A 17,062-nucleotide genomic window follows, 5' to 3' on the forward strand; every position below is an offset into this window, starting at 1 on the left:
CACCGCCTTTTAGTTTGAATTATCGCAGGAGGTTCAGATGTTTCTCGCACAAGAAATCATTCGTAAAAAACGTGATGGCAAAATTTTAAGCGATGAAGAAATTCGCTTTTTTATCAATGGTATCCGCGACAATACTATCTCTGAAGGACAGATTGCCGCACTCGCAATGACCATCTTTTTCAACGATATGAGCATGCCGGAAAGAGTTTCGCTGACCATGGCGATGCGTGACTCAGGTACGGTGCTGGACTGGAAAAGTCTGAACCTCAATGGCCCTATTGTTGATAAGCATTCAACCGGTGGAGTAGGTGATGTTACCTCATTGATGCTCGGCCCAATGGTCGTGGCATGTGGCGGTTATGTACCAATGATTTCCGGACGTGGCCTGGGTCATACTGGCGGTACGCTGGATAAACTTGAAGCTATCCCTGGCTTTAATATCTTCCCGGATGACAATCGCTTCCGGAAAATTATTAAAGAGGTGGGTGTGGCGATTATCGGCCAAACCAGTTCCCTGGCTCCTGCGGATAAACGTTTTTATGCTACCCGTGACATTACCGCAACCGTCGACTCTATCCCACTGATTACCGGTTCTATTCTGGCTAAAAAACTGGCTGAAGGGCTGGATGCGCTGGTGATGGATGTTAAGGTCGGTAACGGTGCCTTTATGCCAACCTATGAGCTTTCAGGCCTGCTGGCTGAAGCGATTGTTGGTGTAGCGAATGGTGCGGGTGTACGCACTACGGCTTTACTGACAGATATGAATCAGGTACTGGCTTCCAGCGCCGGTAATGCGGTTGAGGTACGTGAGTCAGTACAATTCCTGACCGGTGAATACCGTAACCCACGTCTGTTTGATGTCACCATGGCGTTATGCAGCGAAATGCTCCTTTCCGGTAATCTTGCCAGGGACGATGCCGAAGCCCGCGCTAAACTACAGGCTGTGCTGGATAACGGTAAGGCGGCTGAAATATTTGGTCGTATGGTTGCCGCTCAGGATGGCCCGACTGACTTCGTCGAAAACTACGCTAAGTACTTGCCGACGGCAGCAGTTCAGAAACCGGTGTTTGCTGATAAAGCAGGGTTTGTTTCTGCGATGGATACCCGCGATCTGGGTCTTGCTGTGGTATCTATGGGCGGCGGTCGTCGTCAGGCTTCCGATATTATCGACTATAGTGTAGGTCTGACTGATATGGCACGCCTTGGTGATAAGGTTGATACCTCACACCCACTGGCTGTGATTCATGCCAAAGATGAAAGCAGCTGGCAGGAAGCGGCCAAAGCGGTGAAAGCGGCGATTAAACTTGACGATAAAGCGCCAGAAGAAACACCGACGGTCTATCGCAGAATCAGTCAATAAGACATATACCCGCTATACTTCAAGTAATACCTAAGCGGCTTGAAGTATTTAGGGTATACTACTCTGATCGAATTTTTTCGAGCACAAGATGCGGAGAATACTATGAAACGTGCATTTATTATGGTGCTGGACTCCTTTGGTATTGGCGCGACTGAAGACGCAGTAAAATTTGGCGACGTCGGTGCAGATACACTGGGTCATATTGCTGAGGCCTGTGCCAAAGGCGAAGCGGATATTGGTCGTAAAGGCCCGTTGAATTTACCTAACCTGACTCGTCTGGGTCTGGTTAAGGCGCATGAAGGATCTACCGGTCATATTGCCGCAGGCATGGACGGTAACGCTGAAGTGACTGGCGCTTATGCCTGGGCACATGAGCTTTCCTCAGGCAAAGACACTCCGTCAGGTCACTGGGAAATCGCCGGTGTTCCTGTGCTGTTTGACTGGGGCTACTTCCCGGATCATGAAAACAGTTTCCCACAAGAGCTGTTAGACACTCTGGTAAAACGCGCGAATCTGCCGGGTTACTTGGGTAACTGCCACTCTTCAGGTACGGTTATTCTGGATCAGCTGGCCGAAGAGCATATGAAAACCGGAAAGCCGATTTTCTATACCTCTGCCGACTCCGTATTCCAGATTGCCTGTCATGAAGAGACTTTTGGCCTGGATAAACTTTACGAACTGTGCGAAATCGCCCGTGAAGAGCTGACCAATGGTGGCTATAACATCGGTCGTGTTATCGCCCGTCCATTTGTTGGCGATAAAGTCGGTAATTTTGCCCGTACCGGTAACCGCCACGATCTGGCTGTTGAACCACCTGCGCCAACCGTGCTGCAAAAACTGGTTGAAGAGAAAAACGGACAGGTAGTTTCTGTAGGTAAAATCGCAGATATCTATGCTAACTGCGGTATCACTAAAAAAGTGAAAGCCACAGGCCTGGATGCGTTGTTTGATGCCACTATTCAAGAAATGAAAGTCGCTGGTGATGAAACTATTGTCTTCACTAACTTCGTTGATTTCGACTCATCATGGGGCCATCGCCGTGATGTAGCAGGTTATGCCGGGGGGCTTGAGCTGTTTGACCGTCGCTTGCCCGAACTGCTTGAGCTGATGAAAGAAGATGACATTATCATTCTGACCGCTGACCATGGTTGTGACCCAACCTGGCCGGGTACCGATCATACTCGCGAACATATCCCGGTATTGATTTATGGCAAAAATGTTAAGCCTGGTTCACGCGGACATCGTGAAACCTTCGCGGATATCGGCCAGACAATTGCTCAATACTTCGGCCTTTCCGATATGGATTATGGCAAGAGCATACTGTGATTTGGTAGGGCAGTGACATGCTGCCCTATAGCTAACTGATTATAATAAGGAATGAATAATGGCTACTCCACATATTAACGCGGAAATGGGTGATTTTGCTGACGTCGTATTGATGCCAGGAGATCCGCTGCGTGCTAAGCATATCGCTGAAACCTTCCTGGAAGATGTCCGTGAAGTGAACAATGTTCGCGGTATGCTGGGTTTCACTGGTACCTACAAAGGCCGTAAAATTTCTGTCATGGGTCACGGTATGGGTATTCCATCCTGCTCGATCTATGCGAAAGAGTTAATCACCGATTTCGGCGTGAAAAAAATCATTCGTGTGGGCTCCTGCGGCGCGGTACGTCCCGATGTCAAACTGCGTGATATCGTTATCGGAATGGGGGCATGTACTGACTCTAAAGTTAACCGTCTGCGCTTTAAAGACCAGGATTTTGCGGCGATTGCTGATTTCGATATGGTACGTGATGCGGTTGATGCAGCTAAAGCACTGGGCGTTGAAGCTCGTGTAGGTAACATCTTCTCAGCTGACCTGTTCTATAGTCCGGATCCAACCATGTTTGACGTAATGGAGAAATACGGCATCCTGGGTGTGGAAATGGAAGCGGCAGGTATCTACGGTGTGGCAGCTGAGTTTGGTGCGAAAGCCCTGACCATCTGTACCGTATCTGACCATATCCGTACTCATGAGCAGACTACTGCTGCTGAACGCCAAACCACGTTCAACGATATGATTGTGATTGCGCTGGAATCTGTACTGTTAGGCGACAAAGCTTAATTTTACACCTTCTGCAATAACTAGAAAGGCGCTGAAAACCTGGTTTTCAGCGCCTTTTTTGTCAGTATTAAGTCTTAACGAACGGCTTGTGCAATCCAGCTTGCCACTTCTCGTAATTCTGACTCTTGCTCAGGAAACTCTGCAATCAGCGACTCGCACTGCTGTTGCAGTAAATCACTGCGATAAAGTGTTCCTTGCAGACGCTCAGCCAGCGCTTCCAGCGGTGCCGGGTTCAGGCTGTCCGTGAACAACTGCGTGCGCGTGATATGGCCCTTTTCGACATCAAAGTGCAGCTCAATGCCCCCCCAGCTAAAGCGGTTATCCAGCAGATGGCTAAAGGCGGGTGCCTGGCCGAAATTCCATTCCCAACTACTTTGGCGAGCAAAAGTATCCACAAAACCGGGCAAGTCAGGCAACGCCTGAGGAGAGATATGCTCAGCCTCTACCTGCTCGCCGTAGAGCGCAAAAAAAGCGCTGATAATGCTATCGCATATCTGCTCATGGGTTATTGCAGGTGAGATATCGGTGAGGTTAGCGACGCGCGCTCTGACCGAGGTAATGCCTTTGGCCTGGAGTTTTTTCGGATCCGGATTAAGGTAGTCAGCGAGCCTTGTCAGATCCGCATTCAGGAGCAGTGTTCCATGATGAAAACCGCGATCTGGCGTTTCTTTATAAGCGGATCCGGAAATTTTACGTACGCCATCGGTGGTTTCGACTTCTAAATCATTGCGCCCGGATGCTTTCGCATTAATACCCAGCTTATGCAGGGCGTTGAGTACCAGTGCTGTCGAGACACTTTTATCGTATTCCGGTTTACCGGCCATAAAGGTAAAGCAGGTATTCCCCAAATCATGAAATACCGCACCACCGCCGCTGCTACGCCGTGCCAGACGAATATTATCCTGCTCCATACGCGCGGTATTACACTCTTTCCACGGATTCTGAGCACGGCCAATCACCACGGTATCTGCGTTGCGCCACAAAAATAATACTCGCTGTGTGGTCGGCATTTGACGAAAGATAGTCTCTTCAACAGCGAGATTAAACCAGGGGTCGTGCGAGTCAGAAATCAGTAAACGCAAGCTGGACATAACAGAGATCCTTTTCTCAAAAAGAGTGAAACAGAACGAACCCACAGGATGGGGCATTGAGCTAATAGTGACATATTAGTGCTTTTCGTCGTCTTCTTCTTTTACCTTAGTATTTGCTGTGAGCAAGAAAGGGGATTGCTGCCAGCGCGTTCGTTTTCCCCCGAGTAAGGTCCGGGCCAGAATAATGCCGATGGCAACGGCCAGCAGAAGCATCAGACGTAAAATATTGGTGGTGTTATCCACCTGTTTGGCTTCTGTGGCAAGTGTATGGGTATCGAGCGTCAGGCGCAGATAGCCCTGAGGTCCGCTGCTGTCTTCAATGGGGGAGACAATTTGTTTATTGAAGTAGCTGCCCGCTTTCGGCCCGTCCAGGGCCAGCCTGTCACGGACATTAATGGATTCCCCGGATCGCGCTATTTGGTTACCGGAAGTATCGTAGACAGCGGCGTCGAGTATTCGGCTATCTTTGGTCAGGGTATTGAGTGCCAGTTCAATACGCTTTTCGTCCGGACTCTCGGTTTTCATGGCCGGAATAAGGTTAAAGGCGACCTGACGTGCCAGGGTACGCGCCAGTTCTTCGAGCTGAACGGTACGTGCTTGCTGGCTCCCCCGACTGAACCAGGAAGCGCCTTGCATCAGGGCAACTAACAGCGCCAGGCAGAATAAGACAATCACTGCTTTATGTATGCGAAATCTAAATTTCATTCGTGACATGATGCACCTTTAGAAAATTGCTGACATTAATGTTGCCAGAAGCCGGGCGGACAAGGTAGCCTCATGCGGTGTTTTTACCCCTCCCTTGCCTGATACTGGAGCCGTAATGCTAAATAGTTTGACCTGGTGCGACCTACCTGACGATGTTTCTTTGTGGCCAGGATTGCCGCTTTCACTGAGTGGTGATGAAGTCATGCCACTGGACTACCGTGCCGGACGTACTGGCTGGTTACTCTATGGACAGAATCTGGATAAATCCTGCCTGACCAAATATCAGACCAAGCTGGGTGCAGCGATGGTGATTGTCAGCGCCTGGCGCATAGAGGACTACCAGGTCATTCGTCTGGCTGGAACCCTGACACCGCGTGCGACTAAGCTAGCACATCAAATGGGTATGGATGTTGCCCCGTTGGGTAAAATTCCTCATTTACGCACGCCTGGTCTGCTGGTGATGGATATGGACTCAACGGCGATTCAAATCGAATGTATCGATGAAATCGCAAAACTTGCCGGTACCGGAGAAAAAGTCTCCGATATTACTGAACGGGCAATGCGCGGCGAACTGGATTTTACCGCCAGTCTGCGTGAACGCGTTGGCACCCTCAAAGATGCAGATGCGAATATCTTACGCCAGGTGCGGGATACACTGCCCTTAATGCCGGGTCTCGGTTCTTTAGTGTCAAAACTACAGGCACTGGGCTGGAAAGTGGCTATTGCTTCCGGTGGTTTTACTTACTTTGCTGAATATTTACGTGATGAGCTTCAGTTAAATGCTGTCGTGGCGAATGAACTGGAGATCCTTGACGGTAAACTGACCGGTGAAGTACTGGGGCAAATCGTCGATGCCAATTTTAAAGCCGAAACCTTGCAGAGGCTGGCTGAAGAATATGGTATTCCCGCCGCTCAAACCGTTGCCGTCGGTGACGGGGCTAATGACTTACCGATGATTAAAGCGGCAGGTCTGGGTATTGCTTATCACGCTAAGCCTAAAGTGAATGAGAAAACGGAAGTGACCATTCGCCATGCATCTCTTATGGGCGTATTCTGCATTCTCTCGGGTAGTCTGATTCAGGAAGAAGGTTAAGAGGTATTCAGGTGGCAAAAGCTCCAAAACGCGCATTTGTCTGTAACGAGTGTGGTGCTGATTATCCACGCTGGCAGGGGCAGTGTAGTGCCTGTCAGGCATGGAATACCATTACCGAAGTGCGCATTGCCGCCTCTCCTCAGGTTGCTCGTAATGAACGGTTATCGGGCTATGCGGGCAATGCCGGTGTTAGTCGGGTACAAAAGCTTTCTGAGATAAGTCTCGAAGAACTACCACGTTTTAGCAGTGGATTTAAAGAGTTTGACCGGGTACTGGGCGGGGGCGTGGTCCCCGGTAGTGCCATTCTGATTGGTGGTAGCCCGGGTGCGGGTAAATCCACCTTACTGCTACAGACCCTGTGTAAACTCAGCGAACAGATGAAAACGCTGTATGTCACGGGGGAGGAGTCATTGCAGCAGGTGGCGATGCGTGCCCATCGGCTTGGCTTGCCTACCGGGCATTTGAATATGCTGTCAGAAACCAGTATTGAACAAATCTGCATGATTGCAGAGGAAGAGCAGCCTAAACTGATGGTGATTGACTCCATTCAGGTTATGCATATGGCGGATGTTCAGTCATCTCCGGGGAGCGTGGCCCAGGTGCGTGAAACCGCCGCTTATCTGACGCGTTTTGCGAAAACCAAAGGTGTGGCCATTATTATGGTCGGCCATGTCACTAAAGACGGCTCGCTGGCCGGACCGAAAGTGCTGGAACACTGTATTGACTGTTCCGTAATGCTGGACGGTGATGCCGATTCCCGTTTTCGTACCTTGCGCAGTCATAAAAACCGCTTTGGTGCAGTGAATGAGCTTGGCGTCTTTGCGATGACAGAGCAGGGATTACGGGAAGTCAGTAATCCTTCCGCTATTTTTCTCAGCCGCGGGGATGAAGTCACACCGGGCAGCTCCGTCATGGTGGTCTGGGAAGGGACCCGACCTTTGCTGGTCGAAATTCAGGCCTTGGTGGATCAGTCGATGATGTCGAATCCGCGTCGTGTAGCGGTGGGGCTTGAGCAGAACCGTCTGGCTATATTGCTCGCCGTATTACACCGCCATGGTGGTTTACAGATGGCCGATCAGGACGTCTTTGTGAATGTGGTCGGTGGCGTAAAAGTCTCAGAAACCAGTGCTGACCTCGCTCTGTTACTGGCGATGGTATCCAGTTTACGTAACCGCGCGCTGCCACATGACTTAGTGGTGTTTGGTGAAGTCGGGCTGGCGGGTGAAATTCGCCCGGTGCCGAGTGGCCAGGAACGTATTGCTGAAGCGGCAAAACATGGGTTTAAACGGGCGATAGTACCCCAGGCCAATGTGCCTAAAAAAATACCTGAAGGCATGCAGATTTTCCCGGTCAAAAAACTGGCTGATGCACTTTCGGTGTTTGACGATTTATAATTATACCCGTCATACTTCAAGTTGCCTGTACGTTGGCTGCGTTCGTTCACCCCTATTATTTGGGGTATAGATTTTCACTGCTTATGAAATCAATATTCTGATTTCTTTGAATTTTGCAAGTCTGGAAAAGGTTTGTCCGGACCCCGGCCATTGGGAGGCAGCGTATGTCGTCATTCGACTATATCAAGACAGCGATTCGTCAACAGGGTAGTACACTACAGCAGGTGGCGGATGCCAGTGGGATGACGAAAGGCTACCTCAGCCAATTGTTAAATGCGAAAATCAAAAGCCCGAGCGCACAGAAGCTTGAAGCTTTGCACCGTTTCCTGGGGCTGGAGTTTCCACGTCGTGATAAAAAAATTGGCGTGGTATTCGGTAAGTTCTACCCGCTCCATACCGGCCATATTTACCTTATCCAGCGCGCCTGTAGCCAGGTGGACGAGCTCCATATCATCATGGGTTATGATGAACCTCGTGACCGGGCGTTGTTTGATGACAGCGCGATGTCACAGCAGCCGACCACCGGCGATCGTCTGCGCTGGTTACTACAGACCTTTAAATATCAAAAAAATATTCGCATCCATTCCTTTAACGAAGAAGGAATGGAGCCTTATCCTCATGGCTGGGATGTCTGGAGCCATGGGGTTAAAGCCTTTATGGAAAGTAAAGGCATTGTCCCTGACTGTATCTACACCTCGGAAGAGAGTGATGCCGCACAGTTTACTAAGCAGTTGGGGATTGAAACCGTCCTGATTGATCCTAAACGCACCTTTATGAATATCAGCGGTGCACAAATCCGCGAAGATCCCTTCCGCTACTGGGAATATATCCCGACCGAAGTAAAACCTTTCTTTGTCCGTACCGTGGCCATTCTCGGCGGGGAATCGAGCGGTAAGTCATGGATGGTCAATAAACTCGCCAATATATTTAATACCACCAGTGCCTGGGAATATGGACGTGACTATGTCTTTTCCCACCTCGGTGGCGATGAAATGGCCCTGCAGTATTCTGACTATGACAAGATAGCCATCGGGCAGGCGCAGTACATCGACTTTGCGGTAAAACATGCCAGTAAAGTGACCTTTATCGATACTGACTTTGTCACCACTCAGGCCTTCTGCAAAAAATATGAAGGTCGTGAGCACCCCTTTGTTCAGGCGATGATCGACGAATATCCTTTTGATCTGGTTATCTTACTGGAAAATAACACGCCCTGGGTAGCGGATGGTTTACGCAGTCTGGGAAGTGATATTGACAGAAAAGAGTTTCAGAACCTGCTGGTCGAGATGCTTAAAGAAAACAATGTCGATTTTATTCATGTCGAAGAATCTGACTATGATTCCCGTTTCCTGCGCTGTGTCGAGCTTGTGAAAAAGATGCTCAACGCAGATTGAGGCGTGTCCTTTGAGCGCACCATCTATTCGTGATATCGGGAGCCAGATTGACTGTTAAAAAGAAGAGTACCATTAAGGATGTTGCTGCTCTGGCTGAAGTCTCTATCGGAGTTGTTTCCCGGGTTCTGAATCCGGGAACCGGTTCTGTATCTGAACAGACCCGCCTGCGTATACTGAATGCTATTCAAACTCTGAATTACAGCCCGCAGAGCGCCGCGCGTGAGCTAAAAAGCCGCCTGAATAACACTATTGGTCTGGTTGTCGCTGATATCGCCAACGAATTCTTCTCTGAAATTGCCGATCTTATTGTCCGACGCGCCAGTGAAATGGCGATGAACGTTATCCTTGTTACTACCCAGGAAGATCCACAGCTTGAGCGTGAGAGCCTGGAAATGCTGATGCAGAAGCGAGTTCAGGCAATTATCGCCACGCCAACCAGCAAAAATAGCGATATGTGGCAATCAATTGGGGACATGGGAATTACCGTAGTCTTTATCGATCGCTATCTGGAAGAGGTGAAACAGGCCCGGGTGGTGGGTTTTAACAATCAGGCCTCTGCTTGTGAAGCGACCACTTATCTTGTCGGGCAGGGACACCAGCGTATTGGCTGGATTAGTGGTCCGCTAAATACCTCGACCTCTGTTCAGAGACTCAAAGGATTCCGGCAAGGGCTGAGTGACTTAGGGATCGACTGGGATCCACTGTACGCGGTGGTGAAGAATTTTCGCGATCCCCTCGCGAGCCAGGCGCTTGATGAACTGCTCGCGCTACCAGAACCACCTACAGCGGTCATTATTGGTAATACCTCGATCGCGCCAATGATTGTGTCGCGAATTCGGGAACTTAACCTCAGTATTCCAGCGGATCTGTCGCTGATTGTTTATCACGACAGCCACTGGAGCCGATTGTTAAACCCGTCTATTAGCGTTATTAAACACCCTCTGGCAGAGCTTGCGGATAAAGCTCTGGCAAGCCTTTCCGCTGAAAGCCCAACGCCATGTGAGCTTAACAGTATTCTGATTAAGCGGGAGAGTGTGGCCTGTATTAAGTAGGCAGGTTATTCAGACGCTGGATTTGCCTGATAATGGCGCAGTGATCGAGTTCTCCGTCGCCCGCTTCAATCATCTGACTGAACAGGGTATTAACGGTTTCAGTGACGGGTAAGGTCAGGCCCAGCTGTTGTGCCAGTGCCACAGTGCTGCGCGTATCTTTAAGCTGCCATTTTGCCGGGCCACGCGCGGTAAAATCGTGCAAAACCATACGTTCACCTTGCTGCTGTAGCAGGGTGGAGTCAGCAAGCCCACCGAGCAATGCTTCGCGTACCCGTACCGGATCCGCTCCACCACGTTGTGCCAGAGTAAAAGCTTCCGACAACAGGCTTAGCGTACCCGCCACAATAATCTGGTTAGCAAGTTTGGTTAGCTGGCCGGCACCAACCTCTCCGACACGAGTGACTTTGCCCAGATGCGACAATAAAGGTCGGAGCGAGTCAATATGTTCAGCTTTACCTCCAGCCATCAGCGACAGGGTGCCATTTTCAGCCCCGCGAGTCCCGCCTGAGACCGGCATATCAATGTAATTGACGCGTACTGCGGACGCTTTTTTCTGTTGCCCGATAACGATTTCAGGTGACAGAGTACTCATCATAATGAGGGTACTGTTTTGCGCGATAGCCTTGAGGGTTGATTCATTGAACAGAACCTCATTGCAGGCATGCTCATCGCTTAACAGGCAGATAATCACCTCGCACTCTGCCACCAGTTGGGCGGGAGAGGTCAGGATTGTCACACCATATTTTTTCAGTTCCCGGGCTTTATTCTCAGAGCGGTTCCATACGGTTACAGCATAACCCGCAGCGGCCAGACGACGAGCGACTGGCTGGCCCATTAGCCCGGTGCCGACTAATCCGATACGCTTTTGTGATGTCATGTTATTCTCCTGACATTCCTCGCGATAACTTTCGTCATCGCGAGGAATTTTGTTGTTTAGATACCTGCCAGGCTAACCATTTGCTTACGCAGCTCAACGATATCGAGATTATTATCAAAGTGTACGTCGGAGAAACGAACTGGCTTATCTTTTGCTACATCTTTGACCAGACGAACATGATGTGCCAGACCCATAGGTAGCAGATCCTGAGCAACGCTGATACTGGCGGGTAACGCGTCAGCCCAGACGGTGAATCCGCCTTCGCCATCCAGCATTTCACCCGCTTTAAGATCGCGCTTGGCGATAGCCACCGCATCTCCGCGGAAACTCAGCGGTGAACCGGTCGCTTCACCACGCAGTACCGCAGAAAGAATACTGATGCTGGTTTCCAGCCCGATAAGATGGAAAGGCCGCCACATAGAGGCATACCAGCCGGTGGGGTCAGTCAGCAATCCGTATTGTTTAAAACAGGCACGACTGTATTCATCGCGCGCTTTAAAGATCACGAATACACCGTAGCGAATATTGTTAAGAACTTCACGGCCATCTGGTTCCTGGCTGGCGGCAATATCGACCAGACCACTGCGGCTCAATCGTCCGCCATCGGCCTCTGGTGAAAATACGCGTGCCAGGTCATGTACGCCAGCAGGTGGGAAAGCCAGGCCATTATCGGGACAGTCCAGCCCGGTGGCGTTTGCCACGGCTGCCATTTCAATAGCGGCTTTGGTGCCATCAGTGAAGGAGTTATACATTTTCGGGTTGAAGTCACCCGCTTTGACCTCTTCATCGCTCCAGCCAAAGAATCCCCAGACGGTATCGGGAGTGGAATAGCGATAGCGAGGTTCAAAGTTCATCCCTTTACCGGCGGCGGTAATTTCAAAGCCACAGGCTCGAGCCCAGTCCACTAACTCACAGATAATCGCGGGCTGATCGCCATAGGCCATGCTGTAAATCACACCATTTTGGCGGGCGCGCTCAGCAATCAACGGGCCGCATAGCACATCGGCTTCAACGTTCACCATCACCACATGTTTACCCTGCTCAACGGCACTCAGTGCATGGCGGGTACCTGCCAGTGGATGTCCCGTTGCTTCAACAATACAGTCGATCTGTTCGGCGCGGAACAGGAGCTCTGCATCCTCCACCACACAGGTTGTACCATTGCGTAGCGCCGCTTCGATACTCAGCGCCTGGTACTGATGTTCCGGCCAGCCGACACGTGCGAGTGCGGCGCGGGCTTTAGTGGTATCAAGGTCGGCAACGGCAACCACCTGGACGCCATCAAGATGACGCAACTGGGCCAGAACCATCGACCCGAATTTTCCGGCTCCGACGATACCGACGCGAACCGGTTGGGCAGATCCTGATTTTACGGCACAGGCACGTTCAGCTAATAATGCTGCTAAGTTCATTTTCTACTCCTAAAGATATGTAATGTATGGTGAATGTGTTGAATTTAACGCCAGCCAGCAACCTGACTACGACTTCGACTCAGGAGGTAAATCATCAGAGGGGAAACCAGTACCAGAATCGATAACAGATAGAGACCGTTCTGTGATTTACCGGTAAGAGAGATAGTGAGCCCCACCAGGAAGGGACCAAAGAATCCGCCGATATTGCCAATCGAGTTAATCAGCGCCAGACCACCCGCAGCCCCCTGGTTGGTCAGGAAAGAAGCCGGTAAGGTATAGAACACCGGAACACATGACAGCATTCCGGCAGTCGAAATGGTCAACCCCAGCATCGATATCACCGGTGAATCGCTGACAGCGGCTATCACGAATCCTGCGGAAAAGACGATGGAAGGCAGAATAAAATGCCAGGTACGTTCGTTGGCTCTGTCAGAGCGTCTTGACCACCAGCACATCACAAACGCACCCACAATATAGGGAATAGTACCGAGCAGTCCGACCAGGGTATCTGAGTATTCAAAGCGTTTGATAAACTGAGGCATCCAGAAACCGAGACCGGTTAAACCAATTACCGTAAAGCAGTAAGCCATACCTAAGATCCAGACCCGGCGGTCTTTAAACATTTCTTTCAGGCCAGAATGCCCGAGGGATTTAGTATTTTTTTGCTCTTTTTCCATCAGGTCCTGATAGGCCTGACGTTCCTCTGGTGTGAGCCAGGTGGCTTTAGCCGGTTTATCGGTCAGATGGCGATAGACAACAATGGCTAAGAGAACCGGCGGGCAGCCTTCGATTAAGAATAACCATTGCCAGCTCTGTAGCCCGCCGACATCACGGAAGTTATCAAGAATAAAACCGGATAATGGGTTAGCGATAATCGCTGCAAGTGGGACGCCCAGGTAATAGATGGAAAAGACTTTGGCCAGCTCTTTCTTTGGGAACCAGGTTGTAAGATAAAAAACAATTCCAGGCGCCAGTCCTGCCTCAGCTACCCCTAACAGAAAGCGTAATATGCTCAGACTGACCACTCCCTGGGCGAAAGCCATTGCCATCGAAATCAGGCCCCAGGTAACCATTATCCTGGCTAACCAGAAACGAGCGCCATAGCGTTCCAGCAAGACATTACTGGGGATTTCAAACAGGATATAACCAAAAGAAAATATCCCGACGGCAAAACCAAACTGCTGTGGCGTCAGACCCAAATAGGTATTCATGGTTAATGCCGCCATGCCGATATTGGATCTGTCGATAAACGCCAACAGATACATCATCAGGATCAGTGGCATTAACCTCATTTGTGCTTTTCTTATAGCTCCACTGGCCAGCGCTGATATTTCTGGCTCAGGATGTTTCGGCGTGGCACTGGTGCCAGCCAGTGAGTTATCGTATTCTTCAACGTGTTTCATGATCTATCCCAGTAGTGTTACAACATCCTGAAATATCACGGAAAATACATAGATACCGCGACGTTCGATTAAAAAAGTAAAACGTTTTACTTTTGTTTGAGTTTCATGAAACAGCAGCGGTTAGTCAAGAGGGTATGAAGGCAATGTTAATAAAATGTGACTCAGTTAACGTGTGTGAGATCCACAGGTCATTAAATCGTTATTTGGCAGGTGGCGGCTTACAGCTAGTTCTCATCTGGTTATGTAGATCTGCAACCAATGTCAGACTCGCAATAAAGTTTCGACAATCACTGTAATAGAATAATAAATTTAGAATACAACAAAGTACTATATTTACACATATTAATAATTTCGAATAAATCATTGAGCGATAAAAGAGTTATTTTATTATTAATTATCATATTGATGTTTTATTGTAGAATATTATCAGGGTATAAATTAATCTTTCCTGACGATGACAGGGAAGAATATATTAATTTTTTCATGTCATAGGAATGTAATATTAAGAAATAATTTCATTTTTAATTTATATTATAAGGATATACTATGTTGCAAACCATGGGGTTTTTTCGTGCTTCAGTTTTAAATAGTAGTTACTCTGCATTTCAACTTGCTCTTGCCAGCCCTAAGAATGTAGATTTTGCAAATAGAATAATATCTGCTAAAAGTGAAAATGCACATTCTCGATTAGCCAAATTACATTCTAAAGATACTGATTATTATTATACGTTACTAAAAGTAAGGCAGTATGGCAGCTTTTTAGATAAGATTGATTATATTAAAGCAATGGAATCAGCCAGATACTACCCTGGCTATTATAGTGCAGCTATGGGGTTAAGTTGCGAAGGTAAGTACATATTAAATAATGATGTATATTAACCAGTGAAATTTTCGCGAAGGAAACAGTTATAAGAACGAAATAGCGTATATATTATAAGGATGTGACATTGTGCAAATAGTGGATTTTTTTCGTGCAGCGGTATTAAAGAGTAGTGACTCTGCATTTCGACTTGCCCTTGATAGTGATGAGAATATTAATTTTGCAAGAACAATAATTTCTGCAAAAAATAAAGGTGCACATACGAGGTTAACTAAACTAAAACCTAAAGAAATTAATTTTCATTATACTCTGATGAAAACTAAAAAATATGATGCTTTTTTAATGATGATTGATTATCTTGAAAAGAATAATTCAGAAGTTACTATGTCGAGGTATGATAATGGTGATCGCTGGTGGTTTACCAGGTCCTGAAATATCTGATTGAAACAATAATAATTATTGTATATCAAGGTTATATTTTATGACTAAAAGCAGAGGATAGTTTTCTGCTTTTAGTCATTAGATTAATTTAACTATTATTTCGTAATACGTTTGTACTTGATACGCTTAGGTTCCAGGGCATCAGCACCCAGGGTACGTTTTTTGTACTCTTCGTATTCGGTAAAGTTACCTTCGAAGAATTCAACTTTCCCTTCATCCTGGTAGTCGAGGATATGCGTTGCGATACGGTCAAGGAACCAACGGTCGTGCGAGATAACCATGGCACAGCCAGGGAACTCAAGCAGGGCGTTTTCCAGCGCGCGTAAGGTTTCGATATCCAGGTCGTTGGTGGGCTCATCGAGCAGTAACATGTTGCCACCGACTTGCAGCAGTTTCGCCAGATGCAGACGACCACGCTCACCACCGGACAATTCGCCAACGCGTTTACCCTGATCAACGCCTTTGAAGTTAAAGCGTCCGACATAAGCACGGCTTGGCATTTCAGTGTTACCGACCCGCATGATATCCAGCCCGCCAGAAACTTCCTCCCAGACAGTTTTGCTGTTGTTCATCGAATCACGGAACTGATCGACCGAAGCCAGTTTTACGGTTTCACCCAGATCAATAGTACCGCTATCTGCTTGTTCCTGGCCTGACATCATACGGAACAGAGTAGATTTACCGGCACCGTTCGGACCGATGATGCCGACAATCGCTCCTTTCGGTACTGAGAAGGAGAGGTCATCAATCAGCAGGCGGTCGCCGTAAGACTTACGCAGGTTGCTAACTTCAACGACTTTATCCCCCAGGCGTGGGCCCGGTGGAATAAACAGTTCGTTGGTTTCGTTACGTTTCTGGTACTCAGTACTGTTGAGTTCTTCAAAACGTGCCAGACGTGCTTTACCTTTAGACTGACGTCCTTTTGCACCCTGACGAACCCACTCCAGCTCTTTCTCTATTGACTTACGACGAGCGGCTTCCTGAGAAGCTTCCTGTGCCAGACGCTGATCTTTTTGCTCAAGCCATGAAGAGTAGTTACCTTCCCATGGAATACCTTCCCCACGGTCAAGCTCGAGGATCCAACCGGCGACGTTGTCGAGGAAGTAGCGGTCGTGGGTAATTGCCACAACGGTACCTTCAAAGTCGTGCAGGAAGCGTTCCAGCCATGCCACGGATTCAGCATCCAAGTGGTTCGTTGGTTCGTCCAGCAGCAGCATATCTGGTTTTTCCAGCAGCAGTCGGCACAGTGCAACACGGCGACGCTCACCCCCTGATAAGGTGGCAATGCTGGCATCCCAGTCTGGTAAACGCAGTGCATCTGCAGCACGTTCCAGCTGAACATTCAGATTATGGCCATCATGAGCCTGGATTATCTCTTCGAGTTTGCCTTGCTCTGCTGCCAGTTTATCAAAGTCAGCATCAGGTGCGGCATACAGGGCATAGACTTCGTCCAGACGCTTCAGAGCGTTAACCACTTCAGATACCGCCTCTTCGACTGACTCACGAACAGTGTGTTCATGATTCAGCTGAGGTTCCTGTGGTAAATAACCAATTTTAAGACCTGGCTGTGGGCGAGCTTCACCTTCAATATCGGTATCGATACCCGCCATAATACGTAAGAGTGTGGATTTACCGGAACCGTTCAGTCCCAGTACGCCGATTTTGGCACCCGGGAAAAAACTGAGCGAAATATTTTTTAAAATATGGCGTTTCGGCGGGACAACTTTGCCGACACGATGCATGGTATAAACGAATTGAGCCACAGTGCGACTTTGCCTCTTAATGAAGAAGTAAGATGATGAATAATCATTGGGAAGTGTAGCTGTTTTCAAGCACTAATCCCAGCCTTCCCCGGCCTGCCTGAGCGTTACTTTGGCGAAACATGGCAAATCACCGGGTCTATGGCTGTGACTGGC

At 48.7% G+C, this 17,062-nt stretch carries 15 protein-coding genes; 9 read left to right on the plus strand and 6 right to left on the minus strand.

What is annotated here, in order from left to right:
• Nucleotides 1–37: 37 nt before the first annotated feature.
• The 3 genes from deoA (at nucleotide 38) to deoD (ending at nucleotide 3,464) form a co-directional block, all read left to right on the plus strand.
• Nucleotides 38–1,360, plus strand: a complete 1,323-nt coding sequence (gene deoA / locus M2387_RS17665; RefSeq protein WP_259051266.1) for a thymidine phosphorylase — start codon at nucleotides 38–40, stop codon at nucleotides 1,358–1,360.
• A gap of 102 nt (nucleotides 1,361–1,462) precedes the next feature.
• Nucleotides 1,463–2,686 (plus strand): phosphopentomutase, encoded by a 1,224-nt coding sequence (gene deoB / locus M2387_RS17670; RefSeq protein WP_259051267.1) that lies wholly within the window; start codon nucleotides 1,463–1,465, stop codon nucleotides 2,684–2,686.
• Between the two features lie 58 nt (nucleotides 2,687–2,744).
• Nucleotides 2,745–3,464, plus strand: coding sequence for a purine-nucleoside phosphorylase (gene deoD / locus M2387_RS17675; protein WP_259051268.1), 720 nt, complete (start codon nucleotides 2,745–2,747; stop codon nucleotides 3,462–3,464).
• A gap of 74 nt (nucleotides 3,465–3,538) precedes the next feature.
• Here deoD and M2387_RS17680 read toward each other — a convergent pair whose 3' ends face one another.
• Complete coding sequence (locus M2387_RS17680) at nucleotides 3,539–4,555, minus strand: lipoate--protein ligase A (protein ID WP_259051270.1); 1,017 nt, start codon at nucleotides 4,553–4,555, stop codon at nucleotides 3,539–3,541.
• 75 nt (nucleotides 4,556–4,630) lie between these two features.
• Nucleotides 4,631–5,269 carry a YtjB family periplasmic protein gene (locus M2387_RS17685; RefSeq protein ID WP_259051271.1) on the minus strand — a complete coding sequence of 213 codons (639 nt, stop codon included), beginning with the start codon at nucleotides 5,267–5,269 and terminating at the stop codon, nucleotides 4,631–4,633.
• Between the two features lie 106 nt (nucleotides 5,270–5,375).
• Between M2387_RS17685 and serB the strand changes: the two genes are divergently transcribed.
• From serB to M2387_RS17705, 4 genes are all read left to right on the plus strand, one after another.
• Nucleotides 5,376–6,353: a phosphoserine phosphatase gene (gene serB / locus M2387_RS17690; protein ID WP_259051272.1), complete on the plus strand. Its 978-nt coding sequence runs from the start codon at nucleotides 5,376–5,378 to the stop codon at nucleotides 6,351–6,353.
• A gap of 11 nt (nucleotides 6,354–6,364) precedes the next feature.
• Nucleotides 6,365–7,747: a DNA repair protein RadA gene (gene radA / locus M2387_RS17695; RefSeq protein ID WP_259051273.1), complete on the plus strand. Its 1,383-nt coding sequence runs from the start codon at nucleotides 6,365–6,367 to the stop codon at nucleotides 7,745–7,747.
• A gap of 164 nt (nucleotides 7,748–7,911) precedes the next feature.
• A complete protein-coding gene (gene nadR, locus M2387_RS17700; RefSeq protein WP_259051274.1) occupies nucleotides 7,912–9,141 on the plus strand; it encodes a multifunctional transcriptional regulator/nicotinamide-nucleotide adenylyltransferase/ribosylnicotinamide kinase NadR in 1,230 nt (409 codons plus the stop codon).
• A gap of 47 nt (nucleotides 9,142–9,188) precedes the next feature.
• On the plus strand, nucleotides 9,189–10,193 hold the full coding sequence (locus tag M2387_RS17705) for a LacI family DNA-binding transcriptional regulator (protein ID WP_259051275.1): 1,005 nt from the start codon (nucleotides 9,189–9,191) through the stop codon (nucleotides 10,191–10,193).
• Here the strand turns inward: M2387_RS17705 and M2387_RS17710 are convergent.
• The 3 genes from M2387_RS17710 to M2387_RS17720 are packed head-to-tail and all read right to left on the minus strand — an operon-like array spanning nucleotide 10,186 to nucleotide 13,885.
• On the minus strand, nucleotides 10,186–11,070 hold the full coding sequence (locus tag M2387_RS17710; RefSeq protein WP_259051276.1) for an NAD(P)-dependent oxidoreductase: 885 nt from the start codon (nucleotides 11,068–11,070) through the stop codon (nucleotides 10,186–10,188). The genes M2387_RS17705 and M2387_RS17710 overlap by 8 nt on opposite strands.
• Before the next feature lie 56 nt (nucleotides 11,071–11,126).
• Entirely contained in the window at nucleotides 11,127–12,482 is a 1,356-nt protein-coding gene (locus M2387_RS17715; protein ID WP_259051278.1) for an NAD(P)H-dependent oxidoreductase, read from the minus strand.
• A 44-nt stretch (nucleotides 12,483–12,526) separates the two neighbouring features.
• Nucleotides 12,527–13,885 carry an MFS transporter gene (locus M2387_RS17720; RefSeq protein WP_259051279.1) on the minus strand — a complete coding sequence of 453 codons (1,359 nt, stop codon included), beginning with the start codon at nucleotides 13,883–13,885 and terminating at the stop codon, nucleotides 12,527–12,529.
• A 546-nt stretch (nucleotides 13,886–14,431) separates the two neighbouring features.
• Between M2387_RS17720 and M2387_RS17725 the strand changes: the two genes are divergently transcribed.
• Nucleotides 14,432–14,764, plus strand: a complete 333-nt coding sequence (locus tag M2387_RS17725) for a hypothetical protein (protein WP_259051280.1) — start codon at nucleotides 14,432–14,434, stop codon at nucleotides 14,762–14,764.
• Between the two features lie 70 nt (nucleotides 14,765–14,834).
• Nucleotides 14,835–15,137 (plus strand): hypothetical protein, encoded by a 303-nt coding sequence (locus M2387_RS17730; RefSeq protein ID WP_259051281.1) that lies wholly within the window; start codon nucleotides 14,835–14,837, stop codon nucleotides 15,135–15,137.
• A 104-nt stretch (nucleotides 15,138–15,241) separates the two neighbouring features.
• On the opposite strand, the gene ettA is transcribed toward M2387_RS17730, so the two are convergent.
• The gene (ettA, locus tag M2387_RS17735; RefSeq protein ID WP_259051282.1) at nucleotides 15,242–16,909 is read right to left on the minus strand and encodes an energy-dependent translational throttle protein EttA; all 1,668 of its coding nucleotides are present in this window, start codon (nucleotides 16,907–16,909) and stop codon (nucleotides 15,242–15,244) included.
• Nucleotides 16,910–17,062 lie beyond the last annotated feature (153 nt).

Source organism: Klebsiella sp. BIGb0407, from assembly GCF_024807845.1.
Lineage (GTDB): Bacteria > Pseudomonadota > Gammaproteobacteria > Enterobacterales > Enterobacteriaceae > JGM124.

Excerpts from the sequence above, each read along its gene's own strand:
- deoA (WP_259051266.1), top strand. The coding sequence starts at position 38 with ATGTTTCTCGCACAAGAAATCATTCGTAAAAAACGTGATGGCAAAATT.
- deoB (WP_259051267.1), top strand. The coding sequence starts at position 1,463 with ATGAAACGTGCATTTATTATGGTGCTGGACTCCTTTGGTATTGGCGCG.
- deoD (WP_259051268.1), top strand. The coding sequence starts at position 2,745 with ATGGCTACTCCACATATTAACGCGGAAATGGGTGATTTTGCTGACGTC.
- M2387_RS17680 (WP_259051270.1), bottom strand. The coding sequence starts at position 4,555 with ATGTCCAGCTTGCGTTTACTGATTTCTGACTCGCACGACCCCTGGTTT.
- M2387_RS17685 (WP_259051271.1), bottom strand. The coding sequence starts at position 5,269 with ATGTCACGAATGAAATTTAGATTTCGCATACATAAAGCAGTGATTGTC.
- serB (WP_259051272.1), top strand. The coding sequence starts at position 5,376 with ATGCTAAATAGTTTGACCTGGTGCGACCTACCTGACGATGTTTCTTTG.
- nadR (WP_259051274.1), top strand. The coding sequence starts at position 7,912 with ATGTCGTCATTCGACTATATCAAGACAGCGATTCGTCAACAGGGTAGT.
- M2387_RS17710 (WP_259051276.1), bottom strand. The coding sequence starts at position 11,070 with ATGACATCACAAAAGCGTATCGGATTAGTCGGCACCGGGCTAATGGGC.
- M2387_RS17715 (WP_259051278.1), bottom strand. The coding sequence starts at position 12,482 with ATGAACTTAGCAGCATTATTAGCTGAACGTGCCTGTGCCGTAAAATCA.
- M2387_RS17720 (WP_259051279.1), bottom strand. The coding sequence starts at position 13,885 with ATGAAACACGTTGAAGAATACGATAACTCACTGGCTGGCACCAGTGCC.
- M2387_RS17725 (WP_259051280.1), top strand. The coding sequence starts at position 14,432 with ATGTTGCAAACCATGGGGTTTTTTCGTGCTTCAGTTTTAAATAGTAGT.